Origin of the sequence: Sporosarcina sp. GW1-11 (assembly GCF_033088395.1) — a bacterium.
Taxonomy (GTDB): Bacteria; Bacillota; Bacilli; order Bacillales_A; family Planococcaceae; genus Sporosarcina.
This window is the reverse complement of the sequence record NZ_JAPMIW010000035.1, coordinates 1-15,564: the sequence shown is the minus strand read 5'-3', so window position 1 is coordinate 15,564 and position 15,564 is coordinate 1. Positions and strand designations below refer to the sequence as shown.

Here is a 15,564-nt window from a genome sequence, read left to right as displayed (position 1 = left end):
GCGGCATGCCCTTCAAAATAAAGCTCCACCACTTTCTTTTTCAGTTCATATTCATACGTTTTTCTAGTCATGATCTCACTCCTCAGGATGTAGTCTGTCCTTTAGGAGCGCTTTCTTATACTGTCTACTGTAAGGTAATTATGCATGGTTTGGCGCGGTTCGGTTTAGGAAAGGCGCGGTTTGGGGTAGGAATGGCTCGGTTCGAGGTAGGAATAGCGCGGTTCGGGGTAGGAATAGCTCGGTTCGAGGTAGGAATAGCTCGGTTCGGGGTAGGAATAGCTCGGTTCGAGGTAGGAAAGGCTCGGTTCGAGGTAGGAAAGGCTCGGTTCGAGGTAGGAATAGCTCGGTTCGAGGTAGGAAAAGCGCGGTTTGGGGTAGGAAAGGCTCGGTTCGAGGTAGGAATAGCGCGGTTCGAGGTAGGAATAGCGCGGTTCGAGGTAGGAAAGGCGCGGTTTGGGGTAGGAATAGCGCGGTTCGAGGTAGGAATAGCTCGGTTCGAAGTTGGTCTCCACGCAAACCGCTCAAAACTCCGACATGTTAGCCAACCCACAAAAATGGGTATAGTCAAATTATGGTTTCATTGTATAATGTGCAGTGGGTTGGAAATAATGTGTATAGCATAAAACAAGGGGGAAATAGTATGTGGAAATTACCTAGTATCGTATTAGGATCAGTTTTGTTAATGGCGGCGTGTGGTGGAACGAAGGAACAGGTGCCGGTCAGTGGCGGTGAAGAAACGGGAGTAGATCAAGAAGTAGCTGCAACGGAAGTAGTAGCGCCAGTCCGTAACACAGATGGAGATAATATAGGGACAGCGATTTTAACGGAAGGACCTAGTGGCGTATCGTTGAAAGTGGATGTAACGGGCTTGACGCCTGGCGAGCATGGGATGCATTTCCATGAAACGGGTGTATGTACTGCGCCAGATTTCAAAGCATCTGCTGGCGGGCACTTCAACCCGACAGGTTCAGAGCATGGTCTAGATAATCCAAAGGGACATCACGCAGGTGATTTGGAGAACCTCGTAGCGGATGAAGACGGTAACGCTAAAGTCGAAATTACAACAGACGCTGTAACGCTTGAGATGGGCAAGGATAATTCATTGCTTGACCAAAACGGTACGGCGTTGATTATCCATGAAGGTGCGGATGATTACAAAACCGACCCAGCAGGTGATTCGGGCGCACCATTTGCTTGTGCTGAAATCACTTCTAGTAATATCGGTAAATAAAAATAAACGGTTTCTCCTAGGAGAAACCGTTTTTACTTACAAAAAGTACGCGCGTCCGAACGATTATCGTACAATCGCAATAATACCTTCTTCATCATCCAACTTCAGCTGAATGCCAGCCGCCATTGGGTCAAGCTCAAGATATTGGTCGATCCATAGACGAAGTGCTTCTACTAAACGAGTGGTATCTAAATAATGCATCTGGCCGTTTAGTTCTGCTTCAGCAGAAAAACCAGTATCATCATCGTAACCTAGCTCAACTTCTACATCATCAGGCATGACGCGTGATTCTTTGGCAATTAACACACACACAGCATTCGCTACATCTTGTTCGTAAATTATCTGCTGTTCCATGAATTCATATCCTCTTCTTTTTTACGTTGTTTCTCTTTGAAGATCATGAAAATTTTCCGGATCATGAAGATGATGAAGACAATGGCAAGTACGTTGATCATCAACCCGAGGATTGATCCAAGCATACCCATGTTCGCGAAAAGACTACCGAATAATAGACCCGCAAGTCCACCTACCAGTAAGCCTTTCATCAAACCGCCACCCATACCAGGCTTTTTCGCTGTGTTGCCAGCTGCTGTCTTGTCATTGTTTTGTTTTGCGTTATCTGTTTTCGTATTATCTTGTTTCTTCTCGATTTTGTTCGGTTGTACCTTGTTCGGCGTACTGAAGCTCTTCTTGCCAGACTTATAGCCTCGCGCTTCCGCAGTAATTTCATCTTGGAAGATGATGTTTCCGATAGGCGACAAAATTAACGTCGCAGCTAGGAAAAATGCAGCTAGTTTTTTCAATTAGTATTCTCCTTTGATGCTTTAATGAAGGTACCTTAATGATAAAGGACCTTGAATTTATTTTACTAGATAGCATTGCGTAATGAAAGAAAAAACCCTTATTTTGAGAAGAAGTTTTCTGTATAAAATGGCTGTTCTTTATCGTTGAAGTCCACACCGATTCCTAGGAACTGATAATCACGTATTAAAATATTCTCTCGGTGGCCTTTTGAATTCATCAAACCTTCATGAGCGAAAATGCTGCTAGACTGACCGTATGCTAGGTTTTCTCCTGCGCTGATGAATTTCACGCCTTCCTTTTTCATGCGATCAAAAGGGGACTCGCCTTGTAAGTTTTCATGACTGAAATAATTATGTGCCGCCATATCGAGACTATGCTTGCGTGCGGAACTAGAAGCTTTTTCATCCCATGTTAAAATCGAACGTCCATGCCGAACGCGTGCTGCATTGGTCAAATCAAATAACTGAATTTCGAAGCCTTTGCGCATCGCATCATTTTTAGGAGCGTAAAGAGCGGTTTTCTTTTGTTCCAATGTATCTGAAATCAATTGAACAGCAGTGACTATATGATCTTTATGCAAGTCATAAAAAACATACATATACATGCCATCCGAATGAAAAAGGTCCATTCCTTCATCGTCTTGTAGTTTATAAATATTTGTCCCTTTGCGAATTTCTGTAATTGGCTCTCCCATGACTCCGCGAACGTCGGCTCTTGGTATCCCATATTCAATACCAATAGATGAAGAAATCAGCCGATCATTCGTGTAGATTGCATTGACGTGCCGTTTGATATCATACGAAAGCATGACGAAGTTTTGATAGTCTTGATGAAACGTCAGCCATTCCGTACCGTATTCATTAGTAGTTTTACGGACGGGCTCACCGAGTTCCGCTTGTACTTGTGCTTCGGGCATACCGATTTCGATATTGTGAATCGAAATGATACCACGTGTCGGTGCATCGAGCGCAGGTTGTTCCACTGGATCTGGGGCGCGCGAGGCTGCGGTTTTATCTGAAATAAATGAAACGATAGTCGAAATCGATTGTTTTGTATAATCAAGCGCAGATTCAATCATTTCCTCATCAAGTACGGATTCTACACGTGCATCGAGTGGGTCTAAGAACGATAAATCCACATATTCGGACATGGGACCTTCCCACCAAGGTTTGGCAGCGTATATAATCACAACGAGAAAGAGCAACTGAAATAGGCGTTTTATCATGTGACACTCACTCCTCTAATGTATTATACTCTTTTCCTATCGTGTCAATACAGTGGAAGCTACCGAATTGTTGAAAATTATCGTCCTTAGATGAGGGAAAAAGGGTATACTAAAAAAAGAATGGAAAGTCTGGAAGGAGTGGATGGCATGTTCGGTGGTGTGAGCAGTGTACCTTCCTGGTTCTATATCGTCGCATTTGCAGTCATCATATTGCTTGTCTTGTTTATCGAGTGGAAAACGAGATAATAAAATCATTTTATCAGAGAGTAGGAAGATTATGTTAACATTTGAAGAGAAGCAACAAATTATAGAAGAATTTCCGGAGCTTGTGAAAAAAGAAGTGTCCATGAAACGCTTGAACTATCATTATGAAGAGTCTTTATTCGATAAGACAGTCGTCGTACAGCACTTGCATCCGAACGGTAACGCGTTTGTTTATGTAGCGAATGTTGAAGGTTACGAGCCGGATGAACGCGGTCTAGTCAACGTACGTGAATTTTCTGCGGATGAATTACGTAAAGTGATTCGCGCAGCTGTTGAAGGACTTGCGACAGAAGCACCTGAAGTAGAAACGATTAGTGAAACATGGCAGCACCCGGAAGGTTCGAAGGTGACACTTCTTGAGGAAGATGGTTTCTTTAACATCTACCACGGTCCGAATCTTGAAGAGGGCTTCGGTGATTACGGTGAAGCAGCAAGCTATTTGAAAGAAGAAGGATTTTCAGTTAAGACGAAATAAGGGCAATAGGGGTGAACTCGAATGAAGGGCAAAACAGTCGCAATCGGCTTAGTCATTTGTGTTATCGCTGTAGTGGCGGCGATCTATTTCATGGTACAGGCTACCTTTAAAAACAATCCTACACAAAAAAATCACCAGTCTATCGAAAACCAGTCGTATAGTGAACACGGCTCGTTTGGTTGGCAATAAAGAAAAGCAGTTACTCATTTATATGCGAGTAACTGCTTTTTCATTTTGATAGTGGTCCGGGATTCAAAGCAAAAGCCGTACTTCGCAACGGCTTTCGCTACGTTTCAGGCGGACATGTTCTTACCTGTAGTCAAGAGTTTTATTTAAATGGATCAAGAATAAGTATAAAGCCGGGCGTTCCAATTATTGGCTTCAGGAGAAGACACTAGTGAAGCGTAGCGCAAGGCGGCGACTCCCGGAGGATCAGCCCGATAGGTGAGACGACCAGGGGAGCTTGCGACCGGTTGGCTCACCGCGGGCCCTCGGGAACGCGTCCGCCTGGAGCGCAGCGAAACGGTAGCCTCTCCACTTCTAATTATCCTTAGGAAACTGACTAGTAGACCGATACAAGCCCTTGCCAAACGGCAGCCACCAGTTCCACTTACCGAATAGCTTCATTAGGCTAGGGACGAGTAGTAGCCGGATGATTGTTGCGTCGATTGCAACTGCGACGGCAATGCCTACGCCGATTTGCTTGACGGGCATGACGTCGGTGAAGGCGAATGCACCGGTTAGGACGATCATAATTAGAGCTGCAGACGTAATGACTTTACTCGTTGTTGCGAGCCCCTCTACAGTTGACTGATCATTATCGAACGAATACGAGAACTCCTCTTGCATTCGTGAGATTAAGAAGACTTCATAGTCCATGCTGAGTCCGAAGACTAAGCTGAAGACGATGACCGGGATGATGAGTGCTACAGTTCCCGGATGCAAACCAAAATGGCCGTATTGGAAAATGTACACTAAGATCCCGAACGTTGCGGATAATCCAAGAATATTCATCAAAATCGCTTTGATCGGGATGATTAAGGATCGGAACGCGAACATTAATATGAAAAATGTAGAGACGACGATAATAAGTAATACATAGACGATGTGATCCGCGATTTCATCGAAGATTTCTTGATTGAATCGCGGTTCGCCACCGATTAATAAATTCCAGTCTGTTTGTTTAGCGGACCAGTCGCGAACCCAGTCTTGTGCTTCATTGGAACTGCCGGCAGCACCTAGAGTGACAGGAATGAGCAATCGGTTGTCGTCGGTGAAATCCTTCAAGATAGGATTTAGCTGATCGTACATTTGTGGGATCTTCAGTCTGTTTTCCCATTGAGCAGGTGTTTCGATCCCGCTTAATGTGTAAATAGTAGAGACGTTTTTCACTAATGAATCATCCAATAATTGATCTTGAAGCTTTTTCATCGCAGTGAGTCCTTCAGTCGTTTTCCAGCCACCATTACGCTCAGCTAGTAAGAAGACGGTGCTTTCATTATCCAAACCGAATGTGTCTTGCATTTGTTCAAAGGACGTACGAGTATCAAATGACTCCGGTAAGGAATCGATTTGAGGAATGGTTAGTTCCATATTGCGAACAGGAATGACTGCGATCGCTAGTAACACAGTGGCGACAAGCGCAATCGTTACGGGACGCTTAATGACGCCATTGGCAAACTTGCGCCAACCATTGGCATCTTCACCGCGTTCTTTAAGTAACCGTCCTTTATGAATTCGCTCACCAAGCATCATCAGAACAGCAGGCAATAACGTAAGGGATGAAATAACTGCCATGCCGACGACAATCATGCCACCGAGTGCAATATTCATAAAAATATCAACTTTGATGAGCAACATAGCGCCGAGCCCAATAAATACACAGACGGCGGAGAAAATAATCGAACGACCCGCTGTACGAATCGTCATAATGATAGAATCTACCACATGTTGCTTTTGAAGTTCTTCTCTATAACGGCTGATGAAAAGCAACGCAAAGTCGATACTCAGTGCGAGTCCGAGCATAGGCACGATGTTTAATACGAAAATAGATAAATCCACTTGATTACCAAGCAATGCCATCACACCGAGCGTAGAGACGACTGTTCCAATCCCGACAATTAAAGGAACGAAAGAAGCAACAAGCGTACCGAAAGCAAACAGCAAGACGATGATCGCAATCGGCAAACCAATGGCTTCTGCCGTCATTAAATCACGCTGACTCGCTTGATTGATATCGTGTTCAAACGCACCTCCACCCGTAAGTACGATACCTTCTGTACCATCAAAAGAAGCGCGAATGTCTTCGACTACTTGTGGCATATCATCTGGCGCTTTGCTGAATTGGAGAACTGCATAGGAAAGGTCGTCTGTGTATTGGTCTTGTTCTGTTATTGGAGAAACGATTTCTGACACGACATCGAGTGGCTCCAGATCAGCTAGTGTAGACTCGATTTCTTTATCCGACTTTCCATCAAATACTATAAATAACGATTCTGCCGGTAAACCGAAGTCTTCCGATACAATCTTCATAACTTTTTCATGTTCACCATCGACTCTGAATCCGTCTCCAGCAAGCAAGCCGGGAAGTTGAATGGCAAAATAGGTCATGACACCAAACAGTATAATCCAAAAGGCGAGAATCCATTTATAGGACTTCGTCACGAACTTCGCAAAATGTATCAAGGTGATTCCTCCAGTCTGTTTCTAAACTATATAGGTAATTCATGTATGTGCTAGATGTTCTACGCTCATCATAACGAAAAAGTAGTGAAAAGTGTTGTTGATTTAAGGAAATAAACGCACAAAAAAAACCACTTCCTAAAAGGAAGCGGTTTGTAAGGTTAAATTAGTTTTTAGTTACGTTAGTTGCTTGAAGTCCGCGCTGACCTTGTTCGATCTCGAAAGATACGTCTTGGCCTTCTTCAAGAGTTTTGAACCCGTCGCCTTGAATAGCTGAGAAGTGTACGAATACGTCGTCGCCATCTTCACGTTCGATGAAGCCATAACCTTTTTCTGCGTTAAACCATTTTACTTTACCTTGTTCCATGTTTGTTTCCTCCTCGTGCACACGTGTGTACACATTGTATTACTATCCTTGCTCAATTACTAAAAACGGTCGAGATAAAATCGTAGACCTTGCGTCGAACAAAAATAATTCTTCTTTATCATAGCAAATATTGTTAAACATTGCAAGTTAAAAGTTTACTTACAAAAAAAATGCAAGCGCTTTATAAACGATAGCTGCAACAATTGCGGAGATTGGCATCGTAATAATCCACGTTAATACAATCCTTTGTGCAACGCCCCATTTCACACCTTTTAATCGCTGTGCGGACCCAGCTCCCATAATAGAAGAAGAGATAACATGCGTTGTACTGACAGGCAAGTGAAGAAGGGTAGCACCGAAAATAATAACAGCAGAGTTCAGATCTGCCGCGATTCCGTGGATCGGACGAATTTTCATAATCTTACCGCTTCGATGGGTGTCATGAATGATGTGTTTAATTTTGTCATGAGTCCATGATGGAGAATCAGTTGCAACAGAGAATACCTTTACCAACCGTTTGGCTCGTTTTATTACTCGTCGTCAGGAATCAATGGTCACCTGTTGTTTTTCACGGTCGTTAGGAAGGCGTCTAACGCGTTTTAATTCAAATTTTCCAATAAATGAGGCATGATAGAGAGAGAGTCTGATTACAACTTCGAGAGGTGGATGGAAAATGGAATATCGCATAGAGCACGACACATTTGGTGAAATACAAGTACCCGCAGACAAGCTATGGGGTGCACAAACGCAACGTAGTAAGCAGAACTTTAAGATTGGCGGAGAACGTATTCCGCTTGGCGTCATCCAAGCATTTGCCCATTTAAAGAAATCTACAGCAATCGCCAGTCATTCATTTGGAAATTTATCTGAAGCGAAAATGAAAGCGATTAAGGCAGCAGCTGAAGAAGTGATCGAAGGTAAGTGGGACGAGCATTTCCCGTTAGTCGTTTGGCAAACAGGAAGCGGTACGCAGTCCAACATGAACATGAACGAAGTGCTCGCGAATCGCGGCAACCAGTTGTTGGAGGAGTGGGGCGAGGAAGAGCGCTTGCATCCGAACGATGACGTCAATAAATCTCAAAGCTCAAACGATACATTCCCGACAGCGCTACATGTGGCGGGTGTCATTGCGGTGGAACGTGAAGTGCTACCGGCAATTGATAAATTAAAAGAGACATTGCAACAGAAAACGGAAGACTTCATGGACATCATCAAAATTGGACGGACGCACTTGCAAGACGCGACTCCATTAACATTAGGTCAGGAAATTAGCGGCTGGCATCGAATGTTAGAGAAAACACATAGCATGCTAGAAATCAGTGTAGAGTCTATGAAGGAATTAGCAATCGGTGGAACAGCAGTCGGAACAGGATTGAATGCACCGGCTGGTTTCGGTGATAAAGTAGCAGAAGAAATTTCAAAGTCTGTTGGGATTGAATTCACATCGGCTAAAAATAAATTCCACGCGTTAACGAGCTATGATGAAGTAGTCTATACGCATGGTGCGTTAAAAGCATTGGCAGCAGATTTGATGAAGATAGCAAATGACGTACGTTGGTTAGCAAGTGGGCCACGTTCAGGAATTGGTGAAATTACGATTCCAGAAAACGAACCAGGTAGCTCGATCATGCCAGGTAAAGTGAACCCGACACAAAGTGAAGCATTGACGATGGTCGTTGCACAAGTCATGGGGAACGACGCAACAATCGGTTTCGCAGCGAGCCAAGGGAACTTTGAATTGAACGTCTTTAAGCCTGTAATCATTTACAATTTCCTGCAATCCGCGAAGCTATTAGCGGACGGCATGATCAGCTTCAACGATAATTGTGCAGTTGGTATTGAACCGAATCGTGAAGAAATTGATAATAAAGTGAAAAATTCCTTAATGTTAGTCACAGCATTGAATCCGTATATCGGCTACGAAAATGCAGCGAAGATTGCGAAGAAGGCGCATAAAGAAGGCACAACGCTAAAAGAAGCGGCACTTTCTACAGGACTATTAACGGAACAACAGTTTGACGAATATGTTGACCCTAGCAAAATGACAGGAATTCAGTAATTGTCACTAGTTTGTACGCGCGTTTTCGTAGTGAAGCTTGTATAATGAAGGCATTACGTTTACATGAAGGAGTTACAACTAGATATGAAAAAGAAGTTACTTGCGGGATTGGCTGCGCTAACTTTGGCGCTAGCAGCTTGTGGAAACGGTGCGACTGAAAAACCGGCTGAAGTTGATCAAGATGTACGGGAGGAAGCAGGGCATGACCACGCAGAACATTTGCCAAATGGCGACTTACAAGAAGTCACGGCTTCTGCGGATATTTTGCCATCATTCTTAGATGATAAGCCAGAAGACATGCGGATGGTTTATCAAGTGGCGGGCAAAGCTACAGATGTTTTGGAATATATGCCTTGCTACTGCGGATGTGGCGATAGCGCGGGTCATAAAAGTAATATGAACTGTTTCCTTGACGAAGTACGCGAAGACGGCTCGGTCGTCTGGGACGATCACGGCACACGTTGCCTAGTTTGTTTGGAAATCGCAGTGAAGTCTGTGCAAATGAAGCAAGACGGCAAGTCTATGAAAGAAATCCGTGATGCCATCGATGCGGAGTATGGTAATGGAAACTATGCCAAGCCAACGGATACCCCGATGCCGGCTTAATTTATTTATTGATTGGAACCCCCTTTCTGAATTGGAAAGGGGGTTTATTTTGCTGGAATTTGCGGTGCTGAGTGTGAGTTCCGTGAAAGTTGTCGCGAGTTCCGCGCATGTACCCCAATCGACCGTCCATCATGATGGAATGCCCACAAATGCAAGTTGAGAATAGCCGCCACTATCTACAAAGGTGGCTGGCAGAACAAAACATTAAAATCCCTATTCAATGTGCTGTCGTGTTAGCCAATCAAAAAACTTCTGTACATGAAGCCCCAACAGAAATGCAGTGGCTTTACGCTAAACATCTTCCTCTCTTTTTCCATTCGCAACCTCCAAAGGATCCAATACTTACCCCCAAACAGCTGGATACACTGATTCAGCGCCTTACCGAACAACAGACACTTTATAATCCGTCACCTCTCAAAAACTATTACCATATTGAAGAACATATGCTACGTACCGGATGTCTTTGCAATTTATGCAATGCACCGCTCCAAAAAGTTAGTGAACGAAAATGGCGATGTGTGCATTGCGATAGATTTGAAAAGTCAGCGATCAGACAGGCGACACAAGATTACTTTTTGATTTTCGAAACGGAACTGTCTAATAAACAATGTCGGGAGTACCTAGGTGTGAATCAAGATGCTGCTTGCTACGTTCTGAAAAACTTACCACTTCTCAAAGTTGGTTTCATACTACTTAGACAGACAACAATTACCTAGTTTGCTAACGGAACACTATGTAATTAGTCGTCGCTCTGAAAGGATTTCTGATTAGTGATCAGGTTCGTTCGTTTCATTGGAAAGTTAAAAAGGTATGGTATAATTTAGTTAAACTAGGCAGGAGGGGATTCAGATGATACGATTTGTTGAATTTGAAGAACAATATATACCGCAGATGGCCTCGTTACTGGCAACTAGACATCAAGAAGAACGTCAACGATTTCCATTTTTGCAGCAACGTTTTGAAGAAGTAGAGCAAGCGGAAGAGCGCTTGCGTGAGGAAATGAATAAACCGTATGTGGGTGGATTGGTTACGTTACGTGACGATGATGTCATCGGCTATTTATTATATGAGTATCGTCATGATTCTACGCGAGGCCGCACAGTGTATGTAGGCTATCCGTCATTTGTAATTCATGAGGACGAGCATCCGCGACTGGCACGTTTGATGTATACCGAAGTAGGGGCAGAGTGGATTCGTAATGGGTATTTCGAGCATGTGATAGATGTACCCGTTGGCAATGATGAATTAATTCTTGAAATGTTAGAGCAATCATTCCATTTCGAACAGCGCTTTGCGGCCTTACCTTTAGGACTTTACCGCGCGCAACCCGGGGAGAATAGCCTCGTGAAAGTAAATGAATTGCCGTCGGATGAGCAAGTAGTGTTGCAAAAGATGGCGCCTTGGAATAGTTTACACCAAGCGAAAGCACCTGCTTGGAAGCCGATTACACAAGAAGCTTTGGATGCGGAACGCGATATGTTAAGCGCCTATGAAGGTAAGGAAGGTACGCGAAGCTTTATCGCCGAACAGGATGGCGTGCCCGTTGCGTTTCATTTATATACGCCAGCCGATGCAAGACATGCGATGACGACACCCGATCGAGCAGCGGTACTCGTGCAGGCGGCTACGAATGTTGAACTACGTGGACAAGGCATTGGGAAATCAATTGCCAACCATAGTTTCACACAAATGAAAAAAGCCGGCTATGAATACATCATGACTGACTGGTATACAGCGAATCATCTCGCTTCTTACTTCTGGCCGAAGCTTGGTTTCCGTTCTTATATGATCCGCATGGCGCGTACAGTAGATGCACGAATTGCATGGGCGGACGGACAATGACCGGGGCGAAGTTTGTTGCTTCGTGGAGTGGCGGAAAAGACTCCGCACTTGCTACTCACCGAGCGATAAAAGCGGGTAATACACCAGCGATGTTATGGACGATGTTCGAACTAGACGAGTCCTATTCCAAATCACATGCATTGCCACTCGAGATCATTCAAGCGCAAGCGAAGCAAATTGGCGCGCCGTTGATGATTCGAAAAGCAGATTGGGCAGGTTATGAGATGCAATTTATAGATGCGATGCGTGTTTGTAAAGAGCACGGTATTCCGCAAGCGGTTTTCGGTGACATTGATTTGGAAGATCATCTTCTGTGGGTGCAGTCAATGTGCGCCAAAGTGGGCATGAAAGCAGTTCACCCCCTATGGGAAGAACCGAGACGTACGTTGTTAGAGGAATTCATCAATGAAGGATTCGAAGCGTATATCGTCGTTGTCAATACGAAGATGATGCCAGCCGAATTTATAGGGCGCCGTTTCACCATTGAGCTAATGGACGAGCTTGAAGCACTTGGAATCGATAGTTGTGGCGAGTCTGGTGAGTTTCATACTGTAGTCGTCGATGGCCCGATTTTTAAGGAACGGATTGCTGTGAAAATGGGCGAGACGGTTGAAAAAGATGGCTATGTATTTTTGAATTGTGAAATAGAGAAAGACACTTCTGCAGACTGAATCGGTCGCGGAAGTGTTTTTTGCGTTATTTTAGGGAGAGGTTGGGCTTTAATTGGATTACGCGAACTTTTGTTAGAATAGCTCCAATCGGATCTAGAACCGCGCCAACCGTTGCTGGGACCGAGCCAAACTGTGTTGGGACCGCGCCAAACCGCGTCACAACCACGTCACAACCACGTCACAACCACGTCACAACCACGCCTAACATCAACCAAGTAATGCGTTCTTCCAGTCAGAATATTCTCCGTACTATATATATGCTAAAATATACGTAATACACTAGTTCTAACTCGAACGAAGGGAGGGCACACAGATGAACGTGATTGAGATGAATCAAGTGACGAAAGTATTTGGTAAGCATCATGCATTGGACGGACTAGATCTTGAGGTGAAGTCTGGGGAAGTGTTTGGTTTTATTGGGCCGAATGGGGCGGGGAAATCGACCGCGATTCGAGTGTTGCTTGGGATGTTGCGCGCAACGAACGGTTCGGCGACGATCTTCGGTAAAGATGTATGGCGGGATGCGGTGGAAATACATCGCCGCATTGCGTATGTCCCTGGCGACGTGAATTTATGGCCGCAGTTGACGGGTGGCGAATTGATTGATTTATTTGCGAGCCTTCAAGGACAGATTAATGAAAGAAAGCGGGATGAATTGCTTGCGCGTTTTCAGTTGGATCCGACGAAGAAGTGCCGGACGTATTCCAAAGGTAATCGACAAAAGGTAGCTTTAGTTGCTGCATTTGCATCGGATGCGGAGCTGTTTTTGCTGGATGAACCGACGTCTGGCTTGGATCCTTTAATGGAGAACATCTTCCAGCAATGCGTGGCGGAAGTAAAGGCAGAAGGCAAGACGGTGTTGTTGTCGAGCCATATCTTGTCGGAAGTGGAGAAGCTTTGCGATCGTGTAGGTATTATTCGGCAAGGTCGCTTGATTGAGTGTGGCACGTTGGATGAATTACGACATTTGACTCGTATGCGTTTGACGGTGGAGACGAGAGTTCCGATTGAGTCACTTGCTTCGTGGCAAGGTGTTCATGAGGTGTTGCCGACAGAAAATGGCTGGGCATTTCAAGCGGATGCAGATGAAATGGAAGCGATTATGCGTAAATTAAGTGAGCACGGTATCCAGAAAATCGAGAGTGCCTCACCTACGCTTGAGGATTTATTCATGCAGCATTATGAAGAAGCGGTAGAAAGCAGGAATTCATGATGATGGGAAAGTTTGCGGGAACTTTACGTCTCTCGCGGTTCATCGTACGGCAAGATCGGTGGCGCTATGTTTGGTGGCTCTTTGGGATCGTTGCGATGACGTTGCTTGTACCGCCTGCATTAGATTCATTATATCCAACGCAACAAGATCGCGACATGATGGCAGCAACGATGGAAAATCCCGTTATGACTGCGATGGTTGGACCTGCTGATCTAACGCATTATACGCTCGGTGTGATGGTGGCGCATCAGATGCTTCTGATGACTGGGATTGCGGTCGCCATTATGAATATTTTATTGATGGTACGGCATACGCGTGCGGAGGAAGAGGAAGGGCAGGCGGAATTCCTGCGTTCCTTGCCTATTGCGCGAAACTCGCAATTGACGGCTTCGATATTGGTGCTTTTGGCTGTCAATGTAGTGATGGCAATGTTGATAAGTGTCGGTTTGTTTAGTCTTTCATTCGATAGTATGGATTTGCGAGGATCGCTTATTTATGGTGCGGGACTTGGCGCGATTGGGTTGTTTTTTGCAGGTGTGACGGCCGTATGTGCGCAACTTTCGGAAAGTTCGAGAGGTACAGTTGGTTTGTCGTTTACTGTAATGATTGTTTCTTATTTAGTACGAGCGGGAACAGAAGAGTTTCCTCCGTTCGGTTGGCTTGCGCAAGTTCAGCCTTATAGCGAAAACAATATGTTACCAGTAATTTTCCTGATTATAGGAAGTCTTCTATTATTCATTCTAGCGATTGTCCTGCATGCGAAACGCGATTTAGGCTCGGGTTTTCTTCCGTCGAGAGGTGGTCGTGCACATGCGTCTATATTTTTACGCAATCCACTCGGGCTTGCATGGCGTTTAGAGAAGACTGCTTTTATCTCTTGGTCGATCGGTATGGTCGTTCTTGGACTGTCTTATGGTTCGGTTCTCGGTGATTTGGAGAAGTTCTTCCAAAGCAATGAAATATTTGCTTCGATGATTGTGGCGGATGAAAATAGTTCATTGGCAGCACAATTCTTACCGATGTTGATGGCGGTACTTGCATTCATTAGCACGATTCCGGCATTGCTGGCGGTTCATAAACTAGCGGGTGAAGAGCGCAAGTCTAGGCTAGATATCGTACTGGGTCGTGCAGTTTCAAGAGTGAATTTATTGGCAACTTATATAGTACTGGCGCTGTTCACCAGCTTAGTCATGTTGAGTTTTTCAGCTTTGGGGCTATGGCTAGCGAGTACGGCTTCTATGGATGAGCCTTTTGCCTTCCGAACGGTGTGGCAAGCAAGTATAGTTCATTTCCCAGCGGTGGCAGTGATGATTGCGATTAGTGCGTGTTTGATCGGAGTCGCGCAAAGAGCAACAGGCTTCATCTGGCTCTACCTGTTTTACGGTTTCCTGACATTGTATCTAGGGGGGCTATTTCAATTTCCTGAATGGATGGAAAAATTGTCGCCATTCGGCTATGTGTCTAAATTACCGATTGAAGAAATGAATTGGCTGTATGCTGGCGGATTGCTTGCGGTGGCGGCTGTTTTATTTGTGGTCGGCTTCAATCGCTACAACAATCGAGACATTCAAGGGTGAGTCTGTAATTCTACTTATGGAATTTCCCGTAAACCTTGACTAGTTTTGCATTAATTAATTGTAGGATAGCATTATTGGGGAGGTTTATATTAATATAATAATCATTTTATGGAGCTGAGGCTGCTGTGAGCAAAGACTTAAAAGTTGAGAATACGTCTAGCTAACTTTAATAGTACAGACAACTTTAGAGTTTATATCAGCTTCCTATCATCGCTTCGGCACGTGGGGGATTGCCTCCCGCCATGAGCCAACTAGCAAAGAACGCTAGCTGTCTCATGGCTTCGGCCGACCCCGCAGTTGTGCCTTCGCTGGTGAGTACAGTGTAGTTTTAGTGGACTTTGGCACTTACCGAATGAAACCTTTCAACTTCAATGTACTACGCTATTTATTTTCCTAACTGAACGAAGGCGCCTTACAAGCGGTAGGCGGAGCGATGAGACAGAGAGGCGATCTTCCTTTCTGGCTCATCGCGGGAGCCATCCGCCAGCGCCGCAGTGGGTTCAGTGACGAATTACTTCACTACATACAGAAGCGTATTGATGTGTCTT

General features: G+C 44.7%; 17 protein-coding genes and 1 pseudogene. 11 read left to right on the top strand and 7 right to left on the bottom strand.

The window, feature by feature from the left end; genetic code table 11:
• Nucleotides 1–124 precede the first annotated feature (124 nt).
• A complete protein-coding gene (locus ORD22_RS14790) occupies nt 125–550 on the bottom strand; it encodes a hypothetical protein (RefSeq protein WP_411567663.1) in 426 nt (141 codons plus the stop codon).
• Nucleotides 551–640: 90 nt separating this feature from the next.
• On the opposite strand from ORD22_RS14790, the gene ORD22_RS14785 reads away from it, so the two are divergent.
• Nucleotides 641–1,231, top strand: coding sequence for a superoxide dismutase family protein (locus ORD22_RS14785; protein ID WP_317646915.1), 591 nt, complete (start codon nt 641–643; stop codon nt 1,229–1,231).
• A gap of 63 nt (nt 1,232–1,294) precedes the next feature.
• On the opposite strand, the gene ORD22_RS14780 is transcribed toward ORD22_RS14785, so the two are convergent.
• From ORD22_RS14780 to ORD22_RS14770, 3 genes are all read right to left on the bottom strand, one after another.
• The gene (locus ORD22_RS14780; protein ID WP_317646914.1) at nt 1,295–1,585 is read right to left on the bottom strand and encodes a DUF2653 family protein; all 291 of its coding nucleotides are present in this window, start codon (nt 1,583–1,585) and stop codon (nt 1,295–1,297) included.
• Nucleotides 1,570–2,034, bottom strand: coding sequence for a hypothetical protein (locus ORD22_RS14775; protein WP_317646913.1), 465 nt, complete (start codon nt 2,032–2,034; stop codon nt 1,570–1,572). The genes ORD22_RS14780 and ORD22_RS14775 overlap by 16 nt, the downstream gene beginning before the upstream one ends.
• A 98-nt stretch (nt 2,035–2,132) precedes the next feature.
• Nucleotides 2,133–3,260, bottom strand: coding sequence for a CAP domain-containing protein (locus ORD22_RS14770; protein ID WP_317646912.1), 1,128 nt, complete (start codon nt 3,258–3,260; stop codon nt 2,133–2,135).
• Between the two features lie 120 nt (nt 3,261–3,380).
• On the opposite strand from ORD22_RS14770, the gene ORD22_RS14765 reads away from it, so the two are divergent.
• From ORD22_RS14765 to ORD22_RS14755, 3 genes are read left to right on the top strand one after another with little or no spacing between them, the layout of a single operon-like run.
• Nucleotides 3,381–3,506, top strand: coding sequence for a hypothetical protein (locus tag ORD22_RS14765; protein ID WP_317646911.1), 126 nt, complete (start codon nt 3,381–3,383; stop codon nt 3,504–3,506).
• Between the two features lie 31 nt (nt 3,507–3,537).
• Nucleotides 3,538–3,999 carry a hypothetical protein gene (locus ORD22_RS14760; protein ID WP_317646910.1) on the top strand — a complete coding sequence of 154 codons (462 nt, stop codon included), beginning with the start codon at nt 3,538–3,540 and terminating at the stop codon, nt 3,997–3,999.
• A gap of 21 nt (nt 4,000–4,020) precedes the next feature.
• A complete protein-coding gene (locus ORD22_RS14755) occupies nt 4,021–4,188 on the top strand; it encodes a hypothetical protein (protein WP_317646908.1) in 168 nt (55 codons plus the stop codon).
• 351 nt (nt 4,189–4,539) lie between these two features.
• On the opposite strand, the gene ORD22_RS14750 is transcribed toward ORD22_RS14755, so the two are convergent.
• The 3 genes and pseudogenes from ORD22_RS14750 to ORD22_RS14740 form a co-directional block, all read right to left on the bottom strand.
• Nucleotides 4,540–6,684, bottom strand: a complete 2,145-nt coding sequence (locus ORD22_RS14750; RefSeq protein ID WP_317646907.1) for an MMPL family transporter — start codon at nt 6,682–6,684, stop codon at nt 4,540–4,542.
• A gap of 163 nt (nt 6,685–6,847) precedes the next feature.
• Entirely contained in the window at nt 6,848–7,048 is a 201-nt protein-coding gene (locus ORD22_RS14745) for a cold-shock protein (RefSeq protein WP_009766462.1), read from the bottom strand.
• Nucleotides 7,049–7,207: 159 nt separating this feature from the next.
• Nucleotides 7,208–7,474: pseudogene (locus tag ORD22_RS14740) on the bottom strand (anion permease); the annotation flags it as partial.
• A 247-nt stretch (nt 7,475–7,721) separates the two neighbouring features.
• Here ORD22_RS14740 and fumC point away from each other — a divergent pair.
• The 7 genes from fumC (at nt 7,722) to ORD22_RS14705 (ending at nt 15,016) form a co-directional block, all read left to right on the top strand.
• Nucleotides 7,722–9,107: a class II fumarate hydratase gene (fumC, locus tag ORD22_RS14735; protein WP_317646906.1), complete on the top strand. Its 1,386-nt coding sequence runs from the start codon at nt 7,722–7,724 to the stop codon at nt 9,105–9,107.
• A gap of 84 nt (nt 9,108–9,191) precedes the next feature.
• Entirely contained in the window at nt 9,192–9,713 is a 522-nt protein-coding gene (locus ORD22_RS14730) for a PCYCGC motif-containing (lipo)protein (protein ID WP_317646905.1), read from the top strand.
• 149 nt (nt 9,714–9,862) lie between these two features.
• On the top strand, nt 9,863–10,429 hold the full coding sequence (locus ORD22_RS14725) for a hypothetical protein (RefSeq protein WP_317646904.1): 567 nt from the start codon (nt 9,863–9,865) through the stop codon (nt 10,427–10,429).
• A gap of 133 nt (nt 10,430–10,562) precedes the next feature.
• Nucleotides 10,563–11,555, top strand: coding sequence for a GNAT family N-acetyltransferase (locus ORD22_RS14720; RefSeq protein ID WP_317646902.1), 993 nt, complete (start codon nt 10,563–10,565; stop codon nt 11,553–11,555).
• Entirely contained in the window at nt 11,552–12,226 is a 675-nt protein-coding gene (locus ORD22_RS14715) for a Dph6-related ATP pyrophosphatase (protein WP_317646901.1), read from the top strand. Before ORD22_RS14720 ends, ORD22_RS14715 begins: the two co-directional genes overlap by 4 nt.
• A gap of 313 nt (nt 12,227–12,539) precedes the next feature.
• Nucleotides 12,540–13,439, top strand: a complete 900-nt coding sequence (locus ORD22_RS14710; protein WP_317646900.1) for an ABC transporter ATP-binding protein — start codon at nt 12,540–12,542, stop codon at nt 13,437–13,439.
• Nucleotides 13,439–15,016: an ABC transporter permease gene (locus ORD22_RS14705; RefSeq protein ID WP_317646899.1), complete on the top strand. Its 1,578-nt coding sequence runs from the start codon at nt 13,439–13,441 to the stop codon at nt 15,014–15,016. Before ORD22_RS14710 ends, ORD22_RS14705 begins: the two co-directional genes overlap by 1 nt.
• Nucleotides 15,017–15,564: the final 548 nt, after the last annotated feature.